Here is a 20,534-nt window from a genome sequence, read left to right as displayed (position 1 = left end):
AAGTTTCAATAATTGCATCATTGGTAATAAAAATGAAATATCTAATGATATTCCACTCCTAATTCTAATTTTTGTGTATTTTCTTTTAAACAGCTGACAAATTTTGAAGCATTTAAGACATAGACTGTTAAGTCTTGTTTGGTTGTTTTAATTTTTACTTTTGTTTTTGAAACCAGTTTGACTTCCTTTAAATCTGCATAATCAATCATGACCGGCAAGATACCGATATAGCGAAATGCGTAAACCAGCATAAAATCCTCTTTAACTAAAATATTAAAACGTCCCAGCATCATCGTTAACGCCATTAAAGATAATACAATAGTCATAATTAATTTGGCTGTTTCATGCTGACTGGCAGCTTGAATCGCTAAAACAACCATACCAATAAAAGCCACTGCACAGATACTTAACAAACGGGGTTCTTTAAATTTCATCTTCTACCTCTTCTAAGTTTCTTTTTTCAAATGTTTGTTTCATTTCCCTACGAAAACGATTGAACGATACAATAAACAAAATGGGAAACACGATACTGCAGACTGCCATCACAATAAGACAAGCTAAAGCAATAGACGCAAAAGTTACTGACATAACTCAATCACCTCGAGATCATCGGGTACATAGATACTGCCGTTAAAATATTTTGCGGCTTCTTGTGTATAAAGTGTTTTTCGTTCATTTAAATTTTCCTCTTCGGTATGCCAAAGGATAAGATGTTTAACTCCCAGCTGTGTCGCTAAAACAGCGGCATCTTTAGCTGTACTGTGATGCTTTTCATAAGGTTTAAAAATATCACGCTGATCATATAGACAGAACGCTTCATGCATAAGCCAGTCAGCGCCTTTTACATATTCAAAGCACTTTTCATTATAAGGCTCGTCTCCGGCAAAGGCGATCTTTTTCCCATCATCATTGATAAACGTAAAAGCAAATTGCTTAGCCTTAGTCGATAATATATCATAGAATGTAAAAGGTGTATCCATGATTGTCCATTGATCGCCATCTTGCAAGGGGTGAAAGAGTACACGCAAATCAAAACAATCGGTCAGCTTTTTTTGTAAAGTCAGCTCACAAAGCGTTCTAATTGTCTGAACCAAGTCCGTATGAGCGTAAATATGAAAGGTACCCATATAGTCATTCGCTAAAATTTTGGTCGTAATCATACGAATGATCCAAACTACCCCTAAAATATGATCGGTATGTTCATGAGTAACAAAAAGATGATGTATTCTATTTAAGGGAATGTTCATCTCATCTAATCGCCCTAAGATTCCATTTCCTCCGCCGGCATCTACAAGGAAGTATTCATTATCTTTCTTTAACGCAAAACATGTATTATAGCACTTTTTAACAGCGGCATTTCCAGTTCCCAAAATCAATAATTTATCCATGAATAAATTCCTCCAATTCTTAAATAAGTATACTGATTATTTTACTTAAAAGCAAGAATTTGACGTTCAACTTTTTACTCTATGAAAAAATAGAAATGATATTTCTAAGTTACCACTGTTTTCATAAAAAGAATAGCCCTATTTTTTATAATTGTGTTACTATTTAAATAGAGAAAGCCTTTTTTAAATAATAGAATATTTGACACTAGACACAATAGCAGATTTTAAAAACAAAAGGGAGAAACAACGATGAAAAGAAGAAAAAAATTATATCTGTTAACGATGAGTTTATGCACCGCCATTGGACTTAGTGTATTTTCAGCGGGATGGGTTAAGGCTTACGCATTAGTTGAAGAAAATAACGCTGTAAAAGTTTATAAAAATAAGGTAACTGAAAAAATGTATGCCGATCTTGATTTATCCAAGCTGGATCACGCCGGTGAGATCATCGTTTATCATGATGAAATGCAAGACATTGATATCCGAATAGACATTCTGAATTCTATTTCTAATGAATCCCTGCAGTCCCAGCAAACAACCGATTGGAGTTCAGGAACGCTTCCTGACGGATTGAGTACGTTGCGTCCGCATATCCATAGCGGCGTTTTAGAAGCTAGCTTTTATGCAGATGTAAAAGGGAACTACCCTGCTAGAATCATCAAAGTGTATGCTCCTATTTTTAAAAGGGAGGATGCCACTGTAAACAACTTTGACCTCAATATTATTACAGAACAGTCACAAGAATATTCACCTGCAAGAGCGTCAATGACCTTTAATTATACCATGAAGAAATTTGGATTTGTGTTATGGAGTCATGCAGGATACTTTACTTTAGAAGTGAATGCTGACGGTCAAATCAGGTTAACATGGGAATAATCAGAAAATCACTTTGAGACCATATTTCCATTCGGTTTAAAACAATGATGGCATAAAATCATATCATTTATAATTTAAAATGAGGAGGTATCATAAACAAAGATTAAATTAAAAAGGAATTTATTTATACTTACTGTTTTTAAGCAGATAAAGAATTTACATAATTGAGCGTAGTAGCCTTGGCTGCTGCGCTATTTTTATTCAATTCATGAAAAATCAGGCACTGGTCATTGAATGGTGCTATACTATAGAAATTAGGGGAGATGGAATTATGGAGAATAGAAAAAACGACTTTACTAAGGGAAGTGTCGCACGCAATATTATCAATCTTGCGATTCCTATGACACTCGCTCAGCTTATTAATGTTTTATATAATATCGTTGATCGTATTTTTATTGGGCGCATCGATAATGGAGCGACTCTAGCCATGAGTGGATTAGGATTATCCCTACCGCTGATTACGATCATTATTGCATTTGCTAATCTATTTGGAATGGGCGGAGCACCGCTTTGTTCCATCGCTCGAGGGAAAGGTAATGATAAAGAAGCAGAAGAAATCATGGGGAATTCTTTTGCTTTAATGGTCATTTTCGGTATTCTCTTAACGATTATCGGTTTACTGTTTAAAAAACCATTGCTTTTCATGTTTGGTGCCAGTGAGGCAACCTTTCCATATGCCGATGCCTACATTTCAATTTATCTGTTAGGCAGTTTATTTGTGATGATCGGGCTAGGAATGAATAGTTTTATCAATTCGCAGGGGTTCGCTAAAATTGGGATGATGACTGTTTTATTAGGAGCTGTTACCAATATTGTATTGGATCCGATCTTCATCTTTACCTTTCAAATGGGAGTACGTGGCGCTGCTTTAGCCACTGTTATTTCACAATTTATTTCTGCGGTCTGGATCCTTCTTTTTTTAACTGGTAAGAATACGATTTTGAAACTGCGCTTTCAGCGAATGAAACTGAAGCTAGAGTATATTCGTCGAATCGTTTCCTTAGGCATGTCAGGATTTGTTATGGCGATTACCAATTCCTTAGTGGCAATCGTCTGCAACGCCAGCTTGCAGTCTTATGGCGGAGACATTTACGTAGCGGCAATGACCGTCATCAATTCGATCCGTGAAGTTGTCTCCATGCCTTCAAGCGGATTAACGAATGCTTCTCAGCCGGTATTAGGGTATAACTATGGCGCTCAGGCTTATGATCGCGTATTAAAAGGCATTAAGTTCATGACAATTGTTTGTGTAGCGTATACCTTTGTGATGTGGCTGATTATCACGCTGTTTCCAAGCTTCTTTATCCATATTTTTAATAAAGAACCGCATCTGATCGAAGTAGCCATTCCTTCTTTAAAAGTTTATTTCTTTGGTTTCTTTATGATGGCGTTTCAATTTGCTGGGCAATCCGTTGCAGTCGCTTTAGGAAAGTCTAAACAAGCCGTTTTCTTTTCTTTATTAAGAAAAGTATTCATCGTTATACCATTAACACTGGTCCTGCCTAAAATGTTTGGTCTGGGCATTACCGGAATTTTCTTAGCGGAACCGATCTCTAACTTTATCGGCGGTGGGGCTTGTTACTTGACGATGTGGCTGACGATTGGCCGTGACTTAAAGAAAAAAGTCCTGCTTCAAAAAGAAAAAGCAGCACTTTGATCTTAATGGCGTTATGAATATTCATAACGTTTTTTATTTAATTAAAAGACAGGATACAGGTACTCATTAAACAGATCATGCCGACTGCCATAAAAACTAATGCAGCCCCTGCCCTTTTCTTACGTGAATTCATAAGTGTTCTTTCTTCGCTGTTCATCGCAATCGGATACTTTCTGCGTCCGATCAAATATAGAATCAGTCCGCCGCTTCCATTATTACCGCTTAAAGAGAACAATCCCCACCATTTAGGATGTTTTAAGCCACGACATTTCGCATCCAGCTCCGTTAAACGGAAAATTTGATAAGCTAATGCGAAAGCTCCCATTAATACCATAAACACAAATATAATCAAATACCAAGTCATCATAATCCCTCCTTAAAACTTTTTAATGATCTGATAAAACAAGAAACATGTACTGATGATTCCTATAGAAGCACTGCCAATAATCAGATAATTATTTTTAGCGATCAAGCCATTAAATAAAACAAATAATATTAAGAAAAATATATTAATACCAATTGCCATGATCAGCTTTCTGTTGCTGTTGACTGTATCGGTGCTTTCTTCTAAATGCTGAATCATTTTAGAATCCCCCTTCAATAGTTCATCCAGACTGATCTGATATAAATCACTTAGTTTAATAATACTGATAATATCGGGATAGGACTTCTCATTTTCCCAGTTGGATATTGTCTGCCGAGAAACTTGAAGCTGGTCGGCTACCATTTCTTGTGTAAGCAAAGAAGCAGTTCTTGCTTTTTTTAATTTATCCCCAATCTCCATAATGTCTCATTCCTTTCGTACTCATCATGTCATGTTTAAGTTTATTTGTCTATCCAACTTCTTTGACATCATCATATTTCATGTCAAAATCCTTTGACATTGCTTATTTAATACAATAAAAGCACTCTAAATGAGTGCTGCCTAACGGCGTTTACCGCTTTTTGATGGGCGTCGGCTTCTTGATGATGCCATGGTTTTCTTTTGCTGTGTTTTTTCTTTTTTTACAGGAGCACTTAAATCTTCCATAGGGTAATAAGGATTATCCACAGTTGGAATAGACTGATGAATAAATTTTTCTACCTCTTTTAATAAATCCTTTTCCTGATAACAGCAAAATGTGATCGCTTCTCCACTTGCACCTGCACGAGCTGTACGCCCAATACGATGCACATAGTTTTCTGCTTGTTCAGGCAAATCAAAATTAATAACATGAGTCAAATCATCAATATCAATCCCTCTTGCCGCTATATCTGTCGCTACTAAAATACGGGCTTTATTATCTTTAAAATTCTGTAATGCACGGACACGGGCATTCTGTGATTTATCCCCGTGAATCGCTTCTGCGGTTATTTTTGCTTTGTTAAGCTTCTTACATAGCGTATCTGCATTACGTTTTGTACGTACAAACACAATCGCATTATAAATGCGTGGATCGTCCAACAAACGAATCAGCAGTTTAGCTTTATTTAATTTATCCACATAATACAAAGACTGCTGAATCTTTTCTACAGTCATATGTCCGGAGCTAATCATAATGCGAATCGGATCATGTAAGATTTCATCAACTAAGTGCTGTATTTCATCAGGCAAAGTAGCTGAAAAAAGCATCGTTTGTCTTTTAACCGGGATTAATTTCATAATCCTGCGAATATCACGGATAAATCCCATATCTAACATACGGTCTGCTTCATCTAAAACAAAATATTCAATATGATTTAGATCCAATAACCCCTGTTCATACAGGTCCCATAAACGTCCCGGTGTTGCAATGAGGACATCGATCCCACGTTCAATTGCCGTCACCTGCTGCCCCTGACGCACACCGCCGAAGATGGCAGCTGATTTTAAGTTGACATAGGGATTCAGTGACTGGAATGTCTCATTAATCTGTATAGCTAATTCACGTGTCGGTGCTAGAATCAAAGCTTTGATCGTGCGCGGATATTTCTCCGCTTCTTCACGCAAATAAAGTTTCTGTAAGATAGGTAAAGCAAAAGCTGCAGTCTTCCCGGTTCCGGTCTTTGCACAGCCCAGCAGATCCTTTCCTTCTAATAAAGGCGGAATTGCCTGTGACTGAATGGGTGACGCTTCTTCATAATTCAAATGAGCCACCGCTTTCAGCAATGGTTCGATTAATTGTAATTCATTAAATTTCATTTATTTCCTCTTTCTTTAAACATACAGCTTAGTATAACACAAACAAAAGAAAAACACTACTGTTCATAGTGTTCTTCATGCGGACGTGTCTCATAACGTTCGATAATACGCTGAACAACGGGATGACGAACAACATCCATCGCTGATAATTCAACAAATTGAATTCCTTTAACACCACGTAAGATTTGTGAAGCAATCTTTAATCCCGAATGGATACCACGTGGTAAATCGATTTGAGTAATATCTCCGGTAATGACCATTTTGGAGTTGAATCCTAAACGAGTCAAAAACATTTTCATTTGGGCATCGGTTGTATTTTGTGCTTCATCCAAGATCACATAAGCATCTTCTAATGTGCGCCCACGCATGTAGGCAAGCGGAGCAATCTCGATCGTGCCTTTTTCAATCAGACGCTCGGTCTGCTCAACACCTAGCATATCATGAAGGGCATCATATAAAGGGCGCAGATAAGGATCCACCTTTTCTTTTAAATCCCCTGGCAAAAAGCCTAAACTCTCTCCCGCTTCTACTGCCGGACGAGTTAATACAATACGCTTCACTTCATTATTCTTTAATGCCGCTACCGCAAAGACAACTGCCAGATAAGTTTTTCCGGTTCCGGCAGGTCCGATTCCAAAAACCACATCATTCTTTTTCAACGCTAAATAATATTCTTTCTGACCTATTGTTTTAGGATAAATCACTTTCCCGGTAATGGTCTTAGCGATCACAACATCATAAAGCGCATCTAATTTTTCCAAGTGATTATCCTGCTGCAGTTTTAGTGCATAGATAATATCTCTGGATGAAATATTTAGCCCCTTCTTTGTTAATGCCAATAAGGCGATCACTAAACTTTCTACTTTTTGAACGATTGTTTCCTCTTCACTTTGAATAATCAGTTCATCTCCGCGCAATATAATATTTATATCAAACTGTTTTTCAATCAATTCAAGATTTTTTTCGCCGATCCCTACTAAACGTGTAATCTGATCGACTGTATATTCAGTTAGTTTCAGTGTTTTGCTCATTCATATCTCCCTTGCATGCTATATCTTCTATTACGGTATAATGTACCTTTAACTTTATTTTACTATTATCAATGCTATAATGCAAAACCTTTTCTTTGTCAATCTTCGCCTCACTGCCTAATTGCTGCTGCAGTTCATTGCGGATTTGCAGCAGCAATGTATTAAAATCGTCAGCTTCATCTTGAAGCGGCAATTCTTTTTCAATATCATACCATGTATATCCATACACTTTCCCTTTAGGATACACCATAATTGTCTCATCAAATGTTGACACAATGGCATTGCTGACCAATAAATCACCCGGCTGTACATACTGATTGATACTGCTCATAATATAACCACTTTGAATCTGAAACTCCTTAATAACACTTTCCTTGCAGGCAACAATCGGACGGACATCTTTTTCTATGATCTGTGACTCTTTTTTATTGGTGTACTCTATATAGATAGTTTCCCCTTGTTGATAGATATTTATCCAATCAATGTTGCTTTTATAGTCATTCAGCAGTTGATTTTTTAAATCAGCGATGTCATCCAAGGACATTTTCTTATCAAAAAAGTCAATATGATAGTCTTTCAGCTTTGAGACAATCTCTTCATTTAACTGATACTGCGTACCGATGATTTTTAAATTTAAAATATGCTGCTGTGTATAATAGAATACACCGATAAAAACGGCTGCCCCGACGAGCTTCACCTTGCTTTTAAAAAAGCGAGTAATGTAGTAAAGCGGACCGACACTTCGAATAAATTGCAGCGGAGCATCTGTTTTTTGTAAGATATAAGTGTCTCTGCGCCGCACTAAAAAACTATACGTATATGTATCGATCTTACGTAAATGGTACAGCTGTACTTTATTTTTAGTAAATAAATCAATGTAATAGGAGATATTGATACACTCAATTTCGTACACATCATAGCCCAAACCGATGTTAAGCATAAATAAATTTAACTTCTTTCATAATGCCTCGAATATGGATTTCTTCTTGTGATAAGTACACAACGATGAAATCATCTCCAATCAGCTTTAACATACATTTAGGCATTTTCAATAGGATACAATGTGTTTCTAATGTGATGATGCTTTCATATTGCTTTATCACGATCTTACTTTGGTCTAAATATATCACAATATCACCTCATGAAATTATATGAATCACTTCTAAACAAAATGCTTTAATCCCATCTTTTAATAAAAAAATAACCATTGCTGATAGAATCGGGATTTCATTATCAAATAAAAAAGAAGATTTTACTCTTCTTCATTCATCTCATAACTCTTCATGAAATCATCATCAGCTTTTATTTAATTTACTCTTTTTATATTTGTTACTCTCTGCCCTCTTGTGAGATAGTGAATGCCAGCACCTGTCGAGGTCTCCTTAATTTCATCAAAGCAGATTGGCAGACTCGCTGAAAAAAGAAAACTTTTCCCCTGCTGTAATTGGAAATGGATATGTGGTTCACTGGTATTCCCACTGTTGCCGCAGCAAGCAATTTGCTGTCTCTGTGATACATGATCTCCTATCTTGACAAGAATACTCTCTTTTTTTAAATGAGCAATCGTTGTATATTCTTTTTCTCCATGATAAATGACGATATAATTACCTCTTATATCGGAAGCTAAGCATTGGATTTCTCCATTTGCACTAATCGGGGTATCCTCAAGCCATCCTTGATATCCACAACGAACCCGTCTGCCGGCGATAAAACTGGTTCCCCATAACAATAATAGTCACTGACTGTCAACCCATCTGTGCGATAAGACTTTTCACCTTGCTCCATGTAAAAATCATAGGCATAGTGCTGATTGCAAATTCTCCAAGAATGTGATGTTTCTTTGTCTAACCCACCATTTACCGTCAGCCATTCGCCATCAAACGGAAGTCTGTAACTAACTTTTGCTTTATAATGACGATTAGGCAAACGAAACCAACAGCGCATATAAATAAGCGGAATCCCTATCAGCATGCCAAGATTCTGAAAAAGAAATTTTAAATCTCGTATTTCTGAAGAATGCTCCTCTTTTTTTAAAACACATATCAAACTCAGAATAAACTCAATCGGAGCTAATAGAAAAAATAAGTAAAAAAGATTCATATAGGGATAATCAAGAAGGGTTCCTAAGAGTCCAAGACACTCAAGCCAGTACATTTTTTTCATGAGCTGAATTGCTTTTAATATAATGATCGCCTCCTTTTTATAGAATTATCGTATCATACATATATGCAGCTGTCATTTTTGATAATAAAAAATAAGCTTGTTATGAACACAATTTCAATAGCAATGATTTGTTGCGTGACTTTATCAGGACGAAACTATACAATAGCTATGAGGTGAAACTTATGAATAATATCGGTGAACAAATTAAAAATTTACGACAGCAAAAGGGAATGACTCAGCAAGAACTGGCAGATCTTTTGTTTATTACCAGACAGGCAATCTCCTCTTATGAAAACGGGAAAACGACGCCTGATCTGCAAACTCTGCAGCGTTTAGGTGAGATCTTCAATACAGATCTGATCCATTTATCCATTGCCGCAAAACCGATCAAAAATTACTCTGCTTTCATTTATATGAGCATTGTTTTAATGGCAGTTATTAATTTGATCGTTCGTATGAACTTAGGGCTTCCTTTAATTGGTGAAGATATTTTCGTTTATATCATGCTTTTAATGGCAACAACACTTTATTTCATATTTAACTATATCATCAAAAATGAAGACTATACCTTAATTGCCGGCTTTGATTCTTCCCTGCCTTATCATTATCCAACATTAAAAAAGATGATCCTTTCTATACTCCATGTTGTATTAATAGATATTAGTGGATTCATGCTGTTATTTTTGATTTTAGTCTATCTTGATGTCAATACTAAGATATTTCCGCTGGTCATGCTGATTTTCATTATAAATTTTATCAGTTCTATCTTGCTTGTAAATTATCGCTATAAAGATCAACTGCTTTTAAAGAAAGTAGATAATGCCGGCAGTCAAATTCCTTTGTTTGTCTTTTTAGGCTCTGTTTTCAGTTTAGTAGGTATGATGTGGTTTGTGATGGAGCATTTCAATATTTCCAATAATACTCCTGAAGCTATGCAGCTTTTACTGATTTTGTTTCCTTATCTCATTTATAATGTAGCATGGATGCTTATGACAGATAATAAAATGAAAAAAGCAAAAGAAAAGCCCTATCCTTATGTAAGAAGCGTGGTAATAACTGTTATTATCAATTTAGTGTTGTTAGCCGGGCTTTATTTAACTGCCTCAAACTTTTAACAACATTTATCTAAAGTATTTATTTTAATGGTCAGATTGTGTATAATAGGGATGAATTAAAGGAGGCTTATAAAATGAGTTTTAGAGAAGACTTTTTATGGGGCGGTGCCGTTGCTGCTCATCAGCTTGAAGGTGGCTGGGATCAAGGCGGAAAAGGACCTAGTGTTGCCGATGTAATGACAGTCGGAGCAAACGGAGTTCCAAGAAGAATCACAGATGGTGTTATTGAAGGGGAAAACTATCCTAATCATGAAGCGATCGATTTTTATCATCGTTACAAAGAAGATATTGCTTTATTTGCAGAAATGGGCTTTAAATGCTTTAGAACAAGTATTGCTTGGACAAGAATTTTCCCTAAAGGGGATGAAACAGAACCTAACGAAGAAGGGTTAAAGTTCTATGATGATTTATTTGATGAATGTATCAAACATAATATTGAACCTGTCATTACCTTATCCCACTTTGAAATGCCATATTATTTAGTCACACAGTATGGTGGATGGCGCAATCGTAAAATGATTGAATTCTTTGTTCGTTTTGCTACAGTATGTTTCAAACGTTATAAAAACAAAGTTAAATACTGGATGACATTTAACGAAATCAACAATCAAGCAAATTACAAAGAAGATTTTGCACCTTTCACTAACTCAGGAGTAAAGTACGTTGAAGGCGAAGATCGTGAACAAATCATGTATCAAGCAGCTCACTATGAATTAGTAGCAAGTGCCCAATGTGTTAAAATCGGTCACGAAATTAATCCTGAATTCCAAATCGGGTGTATGATTGCCATGTGTCCGATCTATCCATATTCTTGTGATCCGGAAGATATGATGATGTCTGTTGGAGCAATGCATAAACGTTATTGGTTCACAGATGTACATGTTCGTGGTTACTATCCAACTTATATGCAGAAATTCTTTGAAAGAAAAGGCTATGATTTAGATATTACCGAACAAGATGAAGATGATTTATTAGATGGCTGTGTAGATTACATCGGTTTTAGCTACTACATGTCTTTTGCCACAAAAATCACCCGTGATAACCCACATTATGATTATGATGAAACCATCGATTTAGTAAAAAATCCTCATGTTAAAGCGAGTGACTGGGGATGGCAGATCGATCCAGTTGGACTGCGTTATGCCTTAAACTGGTTCTATGATCACTATCAATTACCAATGTTTATCGTTGAAAACGGATTTGGAGCTATTGATGTGAAAGAGGCTGATGGTTCTGTGCATGATCCATATCGTATAGATTATTTAGCTGCCCATATCGCCGAAATGAAAAAAGCGGTTGATGAAGATGGTGTCGACTTAATGGGATATACGCCTTGGGGATGTATTGACCTTGTTTCCGCTGGTACCGGAGAAATGAAAAAACGCTATGGTTTCATTTACGTAGATAAAGATAATGAAGGTAAAGGAACCCTAGACAGAAGTAAAAAAGATTCGTTTGATTGGTATAAAAAAGTAATTGCTACAAACGGTGAAGATTTAAGTAAATAAATCTATTGCCCCACTCTATTTATTAGAATGGGGCTTTATTGTGTCAAACGTTATAATTGACGAATAGGATGACGAATAATCGTTTTCATTTTAGTTGGATCAGATTTGCGTCCATCGGATAAATAGATTTCATGATGGTAACGCTGATCGGTAATATCCAAGACATAGCCGTTTTCTTGGATATAATGGTGCATCTTTTCTACTGTCTGCGGTTCATCATTATAGCTCCCTAAATGCAGGCATTGCACACAGCACCCCTCATCATAGTTAATGAGCTTCACTTTTGAAAAATCTTTCTTCTTTTTAAGAGTGGCTTGTTCTTTTGCCCATTCCACATCCTTCTCTTTAACAAATTCAGGCAGACGAATCAGTGAGATCCAATGAAAATCTTCTTTATGGGCGTAATCTACGCCCTTTTTGTTTTCCATCCACCAAAATCCTTCTAACGGAGGGACAACATATTCGAAAAAGCCTTCCATATCATAGCCTTTCTTATAGCTCATCTTTAAAGTATAAGCAACTCCATAAAGCTGTCCAATCGCATCCCTGTACTGCCCATCAGGATCATTCGGGTTTCCTGCTCCTTCTACGGATAGAAACTGCATTGGAGGAATATCGATAATCTGTGGTTTTACTGTTGGACGATAAAATGCCTTTTGTTCTTTTTTATAATCAAATGCCATCGTTCATTCTCCTTTCATTTCTAAGCTTATTATACCAAAGATAACTTGACACCTGTCTGTCCGGTTAAAAAAAGAATAGGTTTCCCTATTCTAAAATCAACTGATACATACGTTCTTTGGATTCTTCCTTGCTGGCTTTATTATAACGTCCATCCGTAATCGAAACAAACTCCATCCCTAACTTTTCCATGACTTTATAAGATGCCGTATTTTGATCATCACAATGCGCAATCAATTGTTTTAACCCTATCGATTTAGCAAATTCAATCATTGCTTTAGCAGCCTCAGTGGCATATCCATGATGCCAGTAGCGTTTATTTAATATCCAGCCCAGTTCACCGACAGCATGATTTTCATCAAGATAGACTGAAACTGCACCAATATGCACGTCATTCAGCAAAACGGCAAATTCATAAAAATCCGGAGTTTCCTTTTCCCATTCTTTACTTACGTTTTCTAAAAAATATTTTGTTTCTTCTCTATTTTTATTGGGAAGATGCACCATATATAATGTATTGCTTACATCACTGGCATAAACATGAGTGGATTCTAAGTAGCTTATTCCATGTGGTTTCAATACCAGTCGCTTACTCTTTATCCAATGAGATTTCATCATCTTATTTAAACTGAGCCATATAGGCTTCGATTTCGTCTGTTGTACGGATAATATCTTTTGATAATACCACGCATCCGTCTTCTGTAATCAGCAAATCATCTTCAATACGAATACCAATGCTTTCTTCGTCAATATAAAGTCCCGGTTCGTTGGTAATGATTGCTCCGGGGCGTAATTCCTTATTGCTGGCAATCGTCGCATCATGAACATCAATACCTAAATGATGGGATACCCCATGCATATAATACTTGATCAATTCACTGTCTTCTTTAATCAATCCAATCTCTTTTAATCCCTCAGCTAATACTTCTTTGCAAACATTGTTTAGTTCAACTGTTGTCATGCCTGGTTTAGCTGTAGCGGCAACGGTCTGATTTGCTTTTAAGACAATATCATAAATTTGTTTTTGACGAGCAGTAAATTTTCCATTGATTGGATACGTACGTGTAATATCGGCACAATATCCATCATATTTTGCCCCTAAATCCAAAAGGATCATTTCATTTTCTCTGCAAGGTCCGCAGTTTTCGGAATAATGCAGCATGGTTCCGTTATATCCGGCACCGGCAATGGTCGCAAAAGACGGACCACTTGCACCATTATAGCGAATCCGATATTCAAAGTTAGCCTGCACCTGATTTTCCTGCATTCCCGGTTTTAATGTCTGCATCACAAATTCTAAACCGCTTTGTGTAATATCAATTGCTTCTTGCACCTTAGCAATTTCTTCTTCATCTTTTTGCATACGAAGCGGTGCAATCAAGGCATAAGCGTTTTTAATTCTTACAGATGGATAGGTCCTTTTAAACTCCTCTGCTTTTACCATATTATAGTCCGGTAAATCTGTCGGTGAATTACGATACAGATCAAAATAAACGTTTTGAATATTATTTTGCATCATCAAAGTATTCATATATTTATCAAATTCATCTAAATATTTAATCGTTTTAATCTGTGATAACTCACTGGCCTGAGCCGCTGTTAACTGTTTTCCCTGCCACTTTTCTTCCAATGGATCGATACGCTTAATAAATAAAACAGGTTCCATTTCTGTGTTTTTATGCATCACAAATATCACGTCTTTTCTTTCAATCCCGGTCAAATAAAAGAATTGTGTATTTACAGCAAATGGATGATAAGCATCTAAACTAATGTGATGCTGTACTCCTGAATAAAGAATCAATAAATCATTTTCTTGCATTTGTTCATAGACTTGTGTCTGTCTTGCTTTTTTGCTCATTGTTTTTCCCCCTTACCTCTTTTTATTATACCTTCTCAAAATAAATTGTAAATGAAAAACGCTTTCTGTTTTACTTGTCATAAAAGTATAATGATTGTACATTTATTCACCACTTTTATTTTGTAAAAATTTAAAAAACATGAAAAAAGCCATCTAAAAGATGACTTTAGCCAAACTTAAAATAATCTTCCTGCTGACTTTCGTAAACAGTAACATCAAATTTTTCTTCAAGAATCTTTCTAACCTGCGGAACCATCACCCGTTCTGCAAAATGTCCAATATCTATTAAGCATAAGCCTTTATTTAAAGCATTTTGTGCTTCATGATATTTGATGTCTCCGGTAATTAAAACATCGACCTGATCAGAAAGCTCATCAATAAAATCAGCACCACTGCCACCAATAACTGCGATACTCTTTATAGACTGATCGATATTACCTACATAGCGTACAGCTGACAGCTTCAAATCTTGTTTGACCTGTTTTATCAGCTGTTTCAATGTTGTATCAAGCTTTGCTGTTTTAATTAAACCATCTTCCCCGTAATTCTGATAATCTTCTATATGTATCGCTTCCATCAGCCACTTATTCATAGATAAATGAGATGCACGATCCATACAAGTATGATAGCTATAGATAGTCATATGATGTGTAAGAGCCATCTGAATGATTTTCCCTGTTTCCTCTTCTGTATTTATACAATAAAGCGGATCAAACAATAAGGGATGATGTGTGATCAGCAAATCAACACCATGATCGATGCATTCCTGCATCACTTTAACGTCTGGAGTAAGAGCAATCATAATGCTTTTTACTTCCTCATGAGTACTGCCTACTTGCAGTCCGCAATGATCCCAGTCATAGGCATCCGTTAAAGGAAAAAAAGTTTCCAAATAGTCGGTTATTTCTTTAATGATCATTTAATATCGCCTCAATCTCTAGTATATCGCTTTTTGTTTCCTGAAACTTAGGGTGTGTCTGATCTTTGATGCTGTCAAGAATTTGTTTTTTGATCTTCACTTCTCTTTGCCATTTCTGTTTAAACAATAACGGCTGATCTTTTCTTAAAATAGGACCATAGCGATAATCCAGCATCGTATATTCTATATGTTTATCTGTTCTTTTAAAAACAATCACTTCGTAAAGATGATGAAGGTCTTTCACAATCGCTTCATCTATAATTTTCCATCCATTACTGCATAGATATTCTCTTACAGCATACTCACAGATATTTGCCTGCAGGATAAGAGTATGTACTTGATTTAGTTTATCTAAATGTGCTTTTAAAATATCAACCATTAAAAAGCCGCCCATGCCGCTGATTGAGACCATGGTGACTGGCTTATCAATAATCGGTGTTAGTCCATCCCCTAACAAGGGAATTACTTGATCTTGTAATTGCAGCATCTGAATCGTTTCTTTACTGGAATTCAAAGGGCCTTCTGCCACATCACAGGCATATGCTGTGCAGACAATATTTTGTTTGACTAAAAAGCAAGGCAGATAGCCATGATCAGTCCCAATATCGGCTAACTGATCATCACTGCTGGCTTGCTTTTTTATCATGGCCGCAATACAATCCAAACGTTTTGATAATTTCATTTTAACGATCTAAGAAATCTTTCAAACGTTTTGATCGAGATGGATGTTTTAATTTTCTTAAAGCTTTTGCTTCAATTTGGCGGATACGTTCACGAGTAACATTGAATTCTTTCCCCACTTCTTCCAAAGTACGAGTACGTCCATCATCTAATCCAAAACGCAGACGCAGTACTTTTTCTTCACGATCTGTCAATTCTAATAAGACTTCATTCAATTCATCTTTCAGTAATTCATTTGCCGCATAGTCATCCGGAGACATAGCCCCTTCATCTTCAATGAAATCTCCTAAATGTGAGTCATCTTCTTCTCCGATAGGCGTTTCCAAAGACACCGGTTCTAAAGAAATTTTCTGAATTTCACGTACCTTTTCAGGTGTCATATTGTCCATTTTTTCAGCGATTTCTTCAGCATAAGGTTCACGTCCCAATTCCTGAATCAGCTGTCTTTGAATACGTGTTAATTTATTGATTGTCTCTACCATATGCACCGGAATACGAATTGTTCTGGCTTGGTCTGCAATGGCACGGGTAATCGCTTGTCTAATCCACCATGTCGCATAAGTTGAGAATTTGAACCCTTTTGTATAATCAAATTTTTCTACTGCTTTGATCAGTCCCATATTTCCTTCCTGAATCAAATCCAAGAAAAGCATTCCACGCCCGACATAACGTTTGGCAATAGACACTACCAAACGTAAATTCGCTGCCGCTAAACGTTTTTTTGCTTCTTCATCTCCGTCTAAGATACGTTTTGCCAGTTCGATTTCTTCATCATGGCTTAACAATTCTACACGCCCGATTTCCTTTAAATACATTTTAACCGGATCGTTAATCTTAACGTTGCTTCCTAATTGGTTATCATCATATGTATCTGTCGCAGCAGTATACATATTGTAAGTATCGCTGGTCATTAAATCAAAATCATTAACAAAATCTAAATCGGGACCTTCTTCTGTCGCTAAATCGTCAATATCAGAGTCCAAGTCAAGATCTAGGTTAAGATCAATTTCTTCCAATGCTTCCAGATCGATATCAGCATCTTCCAATTCATCTAAAGAGTCATCGACAATATCAATATTGTTTTCGGTTAAGAACGTTAAAAGCTCTTCTGCTGATTCGTCATCCAGATCATATTTTGTTAAAAAGGCATCTAAATCTTCCTGAGTCAATTTGCCTAATACTTTTGATGTTTCTAAAATATTCTTTTTTAAATCTTCTAATGTTACAGGTTCTTGTTTTTTAGCCATCTTGGTCCTCCTAATTTTTTTGGATCTCTAATATTTTTACTGCGAGTTCGGCTTTTTTTAAGGCATCTAATTCATTTGCCATCTGTAGTTTTAATTGTTCTATCTCTTTAGCCTGAGTATTGATTTTTATGGTTTCTATATAATCCTCGATCACTTTCATTTCGACTTCTTCAGGTAAGTTTTCATCCATGATTTCTAATACATATTCCACCATTTTTGTATTTTGTATGTAACTGATAAAGCTGGCAATCATCATCTTTTCTTTTGTACGATAGTAATCTACGATATAGCTGGCAATAATGCGATTCATATCATTAAACATGAATCCGATCTTTTGCTCATAAAGATCGCATACTTTTTTATCGTGCAGCATGTAAAACAGCAGATGACGTTCCGCTTTTTGATATTTGTCTAAACGCTTGTAATCATTACGTACAACCGGAGTGATGACCGGCTGACGAACAACTTTATTGGTTTGCAGAGACTGCCAGAATTCTTTGATCACATTTTGATCACTGTTTGATCGCGTTGCAATCATTTCAATATAGTATTGCCGATCAATGGGGTTACTCATATTTGCAATCAATTGGCAAGATCTTTGAATAAATTCGCGGGTTTCTTCATGATTTGCCATATTGGTGTTTTCATAAAGATGTTGAATTTCAAATTCAACCGGATCCATCGTTGAAGTTAAGGCAATACGTAATGTTTCCTCACCGAATTGTTCTAAGATTTCATCAGGATCCATACCATCCATCAGCTTGACCATTTTCACATTAAACTGATGATCCAGCAAAAGTCTTGCAGACTTGATTGCCGCACTTTGTCCGGCGCGATCGCCATCCAAGCAAAGATACACAGTATTGCTAAGTTTGCGTATCATATTCATATGCTCATTTGTCAATGCCGTTCCCATAATGGCAAGGGTATTATTGATGCCAATACGGCTTAAGGCAATGACATCCATAAACCCTTCCAGCAAGTAGACAAAGCCAGCTTTTTTAATCGGTTCCTTCGCCTTATGATAATGATAAAGCGTTTTTGATTTTATGAAGATTTCCGACTCCGGTGAATTCATATATTTGCTTTCATCGGTATTGGCTTTATACACACGTCCGCTAAATCCTATTACTTTTCCATCCGCATCATGCAAAGCAAACATCACACGATCACGATAGCGGTCAAAGGCGCCATGCTCCCCATCAATAATCAGTCCGGAGCGCACCATATCGACTTCTTTGTAAGCTAAATTTTGAAAGGCTTTGTAAAGCTGATTGTCACGTCCTGCATAGCCAATATCAAATTCTTCGATCAAACTATCATTAATATGGCGGCTTTGCAGATATTCATGCGCTGCTAAGCCTGTTTTTGTATGCAGCAAATGACGAAAAATCATGTTGGCTTCATCATGCATCGTATAAAGCGGCACAAGTTTTTCATCCACTTTTTTTGCCGGCGCATTAAAATTTAATTCGCTGACATCGATCCCGCCTATTTCGGCAACTTTTTTAACTGCTTCAAGATATGATATATTTAAATACTCTTGTAGGAAAGTAAAAGCATTTCCCCCAGCTCCACAAACGAAACATTTATAGATCTGCCGTGCCGGTGAAATCGACAAAGACGGATTCGTATCATTATGGAATGGACAGACTGCTTTATAGTCTTTCCCCTTTTTTTGCAAAGGGAGGTATAATGAAATAACGTCAACGATATCAACACTCTGCAGTATCTCACTGATTTTCGCATCACTCAATCTTGCCATTTCATCGCCTCCTCATTTTTAATTAAAACTTAATAAAATCACTCACATACTGCGTCAATTCTGAAATTTTAATACGCACTTGTTCCATCGTATCACGATTTCTGACAGTCACACATTCATCTTCCAACGTATCAAAATCAACCGTTACGCACAGCGGTGTTCCGATTGCATCCTGACGGCGGTAACGTTTACCAATTTGTCCGGCTTCATCATATTCACACATAAACTCTTTTGATAAAGCTCCATAAATTTCAGTGGCTTTTTCAGAAAGTTTTTTTGTTAATGGTAGAACGGCTACTTTATAAGGTGCAATAGCCGGGTGCAGATGCATCACAATACGTGTATCATTTTCCAAAGCTTCCTCGTCATAAGCATCCGCTAAAACAGCTAAGAACATACGATCTACTCCCACTGCCGGTTCAATGACATAAGGTAAATATTTTTCATTTGTTTCAGGATCTAAATATTCTAAATTCTTCTTAGAGTATTCCTGATGTCTTGTCAAATCGTAATCTGTACGATCCGCAATTCCCCATAATTCTCCCCAGCCAAATGGATAAGCATATTCAATATCTGAAGTTGCTTTTGAATAGAATGATAATTCTTCTTTTTCATGATCTCTAAAGCGAAGGTTTTCTTCTTTGATTCCGATATTTTTCAAGAAATTAAAGCAATAGTCTTTCCAGTAAGCAAACCATTCCAAATCTGTATCCGGTTTACAGAAGAATTCCATTTCCATCTGTTCAAATTCACGAGTTCTGAAAATAAAGTTCCCCGGTGTGATCTCATTACGGAATGATTTTCCGATCTGTCCGATTCCGAATGGGACTTTTTTACGTGAAGTTCTTTGTACATTTTTGAAGTTAACAAAGATTCCCTGAGCCGTTTCAGGTCTTAAATATACAACGCTTTTAGCGTCTTCAACAACTCCCATATGGGTTTTAAACATAAGTTGGAATTGTCTGATTTCTGTGAAATTCGATTTTCCACAGTGCGGGCAAACAATCTGATGCTCCTGAATAAAAGTTTCCATCTGTTCGTTTGACCATCCATCACTATGAATTTCAGGATCATAATCCTCAATCAATTTATCTGCACGATGACGTGTATGGCATTCTTTACAATCCATCAAAGGATCAGAAAATCCGCCAATGTGTCCCGTTGCCTCCCAAACACGTGGATTCATTAAAATGGCAGCATCGATCCCTACGTTATAAGGAGATTCCTGAATAAACTTTTTCCACCAAGCCTGCTTGATGTTATTTTTCATTTGTACCCCAAGTGGTCCATAATCCCAAGTATTCGCCAATCCATCATAGATCTCTGATCCCTGATAGACAAATCCGCTGCTTTTTGCGTGTGCTACTAATACGTCCATATCTTTTTTTGCCATAAAATTACCCCTTCCTCTAAGTAAAAAATGCCATTTAGTCTTACTAAAGGCATATGGTTGACGATATAAAAATTCAATTATTACAATACTT

Annotated in this window: 23 protein-coding genes; 4 read left to right on the top strand and 19 right to left on the bottom strand. The window is 36.5% G+C overall.

Annotation, left to right across the window (positions count from 1 at the left end; translation table 11 throughout):
* Positions 1-41: 41 nt before the first annotated feature.
* The 3 genes from ACLRVU_RS00300 to ACLRVU_RS00290 are packed head-to-tail and all read right to left on the bottom strand — an operon-like array spanning position 42 to position 1,388.
* Positions 42-434 carry a hypothetical protein gene (locus ACLRVU_RS00300; RefSeq protein WP_412890170.1) on the bottom strand — a complete coding sequence of 131 codons (393 nt, stop codon included), beginning with the start codon at positions 432-434 and terminating at the stop codon, positions 42-44.
* Entirely contained in the window at positions 424-588 is a 165-nt protein-coding gene (locus ACLRVU_RS00295; protein WP_412890169.1) for a hypothetical protein, read from the bottom strand. Before ACLRVU_RS00295 ends, ACLRVU_RS00300 begins: the two co-directional genes overlap by 11 nt.
* A complete protein-coding gene (locus ACLRVU_RS00290) occupies positions 579-1,388 on the bottom strand; it encodes an MBL fold metallo-hydrolase (protein WP_412890168.1) in 810 nt (269 codons plus the stop codon). The genes ACLRVU_RS00295 and ACLRVU_RS00290 overlap by 10 nt, the downstream gene beginning before the upstream one ends.
* A 249-nt stretch (positions 1,389-1,637) precedes the next feature.
* On the opposite strand from ACLRVU_RS00290, the gene ACLRVU_RS00285 reads away from it, so the two are divergent.
* Both ACLRVU_RS00285 and ACLRVU_RS00280 read left to right on the top strand, forming a co-directional pair.
* On the top strand, positions 1,638-2,264 hold the full coding sequence (locus ACLRVU_RS00285) for a hypothetical protein (RefSeq protein ID WP_412890167.1): 627 nt from the start codon (positions 1,638-1,640) through the stop codon (positions 2,262-2,264).
* 271 nt (positions 2,265-2,535) lie between these two features.
* The gene (locus tag ACLRVU_RS00280) at positions 2,536-3,921 is read left to right on the top strand and encodes an MATE family efflux transporter (protein ID WP_412890166.1); all 1,386 of its coding nucleotides are present in this window, start codon (positions 2,536-2,538) and stop codon (positions 3,919-3,921) included.
* 37 nt (positions 3,922-3,958) lie between these two features.
* Here the strand turns inward: ACLRVU_RS00280 and ACLRVU_RS00275 are convergent, their stop codons facing one another.
* From ACLRVU_RS00275 to ACLRVU_RS00240, 8 genes are all read right to left on the bottom strand, one after another.
* Positions 3,959-4,288, bottom strand: a complete 330-nt coding sequence (locus ACLRVU_RS00275; protein ID WP_412890165.1) for a hypothetical protein — start codon at positions 4,286-4,288, stop codon at positions 3,959-3,961.
* 9 nt (positions 4,289-4,297) lie between these two features.
* Entirely contained in the window at positions 4,298-4,705 is a 408-nt protein-coding gene (locus ACLRVU_RS00270; protein ID WP_147552782.1) for a helix-turn-helix domain-containing protein, read from the bottom strand.
* A gap of 141 nt (positions 4,706-4,846) precedes the next feature.
* Entirely contained in the window at positions 4,847-6,082 is a 1,236-nt protein-coding gene (locus ACLRVU_RS00265) for a DEAD/DEAH box helicase (RefSeq protein WP_412890164.1), read from the bottom strand.
* A gap of 56 nt (positions 6,083-6,138) precedes the next feature.
* A complete protein-coding gene (locus ACLRVU_RS00260; RefSeq protein WP_412890163.1) occupies positions 6,139-7,113 on the bottom strand; it encodes a PhoH family protein in 975 nt (324 codons plus the stop codon).
* Positions 7,088-8,053 carry a sporulation protein YqfD gene (locus tag ACLRVU_RS00255; RefSeq protein ID WP_412890162.1) on the bottom strand — a complete coding sequence of 322 codons (966 nt, stop codon included), beginning with the start codon at positions 8,051-8,053 and terminating at the stop codon, positions 7,088-7,090. Before ACLRVU_RS00255 ends, ACLRVU_RS00260 begins: the two co-directional genes overlap by 26 nt.
* A complete protein-coding gene (locus ACLRVU_RS00250; RefSeq protein ID WP_412096728.1) occupies positions 8,046-8,243 on the bottom strand; it encodes a YabP/YqfC family sporulation protein in 198 nt (65 codons plus the stop codon). Before ACLRVU_RS00250 ends, ACLRVU_RS00255 begins: the two co-directional genes overlap by 8 nt.
* A gap of 176 nt (positions 8,244-8,419) precedes the next feature.
* On the bottom strand, positions 8,420-8,842 hold the full coding sequence (locus tag ACLRVU_RS00245) for a M23 family metallopeptidase (protein WP_412890161.1): 423 nt from the start codon (positions 8,840-8,842) through the stop codon (positions 8,420-8,422).
* Positions 8,737-9,084 carry a hypothetical protein gene (locus ACLRVU_RS00240; RefSeq protein WP_412890160.1) on the bottom strand — a complete coding sequence of 116 codons (348 nt, stop codon included), beginning with the start codon at positions 9,082-9,084 and terminating at the stop codon, positions 8,737-8,739. The genes ACLRVU_RS00245 and ACLRVU_RS00240 overlap by 106 nt, the downstream gene beginning before the upstream one ends.
* Before the next feature lie 374 nt (positions 9,085-9,458).
* Here ACLRVU_RS00240 and ACLRVU_RS00235 point away from each other — a divergent pair, with 374 nt between their 5' ends.
* Both ACLRVU_RS00235 and ACLRVU_RS00230 read left to right on the top strand, forming a co-directional pair.
* Entirely contained in the window at positions 9,459-10,391 is a 933-nt protein-coding gene (locus tag ACLRVU_RS00235; protein WP_412890159.1) for a helix-turn-helix domain-containing protein, read from the top strand.
* A 74-nt stretch (positions 10,392-10,465) separates the two neighbouring features.
* Positions 10,466-11,899, top strand: a complete 1,434-nt coding sequence (locus tag ACLRVU_RS00230; RefSeq protein WP_147552764.1) for a 6-phospho-beta-glucosidase — start codon at positions 10,466-10,468, stop codon at positions 11,897-11,899.
* Positions 11,900-11,949: 50 nt separating this feature from the next.
* Here the strand turns inward: ACLRVU_RS00230 and ACLRVU_RS00225 are convergent, their stop codons facing one another.
* The 8 genes from ACLRVU_RS00225 to ACLRVU_RS00190 form a co-directional block, all read right to left on the bottom strand.
* The gene (locus ACLRVU_RS00225; RefSeq protein WP_412890158.1) at positions 11,950-12,582 is read right to left on the bottom strand and encodes a GyrI-like domain-containing protein; all 633 of its coding nucleotides are present in this window, start codon (positions 12,580-12,582) and stop codon (positions 11,950-11,952) included.
* A gap of 85 nt (positions 12,583-12,667) precedes the next feature.
* Positions 12,668-13,198, bottom strand: a complete 531-nt coding sequence (locus tag ACLRVU_RS00220; protein WP_412890157.1) for a GNAT family N-acetyltransferase — start codon at positions 13,196-13,198, stop codon at positions 12,668-12,670.
* Between the two features lies 1 nt (position 13,199).
* On the bottom strand, positions 13,200-14,438 hold the full coding sequence (locus tag ACLRVU_RS00215; RefSeq protein ID WP_412890156.1) for an aminopeptidase P N-terminal domain-containing protein: 1,239 nt from the start codon (positions 14,436-14,438) through the stop codon (positions 13,200-13,202).
* Positions 14,439-14,604: 166 nt separating this feature from the next.
* Positions 14,605-15,357 carry a Nif3-like dinuclear metal center hexameric protein gene (locus tag ACLRVU_RS00210; protein WP_412890155.1) on the bottom strand — a complete coding sequence of 251 codons (753 nt, stop codon included), beginning with the start codon at positions 15,355-15,357 and terminating at the stop codon, positions 14,605-14,607.
* A complete protein-coding gene (locus ACLRVU_RS00205) occupies positions 15,347-16,039 on the bottom strand; it encodes a tRNA (adenine(22)-N(1))-methyltransferase (RefSeq protein WP_412890154.1) in 693 nt (230 codons plus the stop codon). Before ACLRVU_RS00205 ends, ACLRVU_RS00210 begins: the two co-directional genes overlap by 11 nt.
* A gap of 1 nt (position 16,040) precedes the next feature.
* Positions 16,041-17,285 carry an RNA polymerase sigma factor RpoD gene (gene rpoD / locus ACLRVU_RS00200; protein ID WP_412890153.1) on the bottom strand — a complete coding sequence of 415 codons (1,245 nt, stop codon included), beginning with the start codon at positions 17,283-17,285 and terminating at the stop codon, positions 16,041-16,043.
* Between the two features lie 10 nt (positions 17,286-17,295).
* Positions 17,296-19,050, bottom strand: a complete 1,755-nt coding sequence (gene dnaG / locus ACLRVU_RS00195) for a DNA primase (RefSeq protein WP_412890152.1) — start codon at positions 19,048-19,050, stop codon at positions 17,296-17,298.
* 22 nt (positions 19,051-19,072) lie between these two features.
* A complete protein-coding gene (locus ACLRVU_RS00190; RefSeq protein WP_412890151.1) occupies positions 19,073-20,443 on the bottom strand; it encodes a glycine--tRNA ligase in 1,371 nt (456 codons plus the stop codon).
* Positions 20,444-20,534: the final 91 nt, after the last annotated feature.

It is taken from the genome of Beduini sp. (assembly GCF_047239305.1).
Taxonomy (GTDB): Bacteria; Bacillota_I; Bacilli_A; order Erysipelotrichales; family Coprobacillaceae; genus Beduini.
Note: the sequence above shows the minus strand (reverse complement) of the source record. Positions and strands in the feature narration are given on the sequence as shown.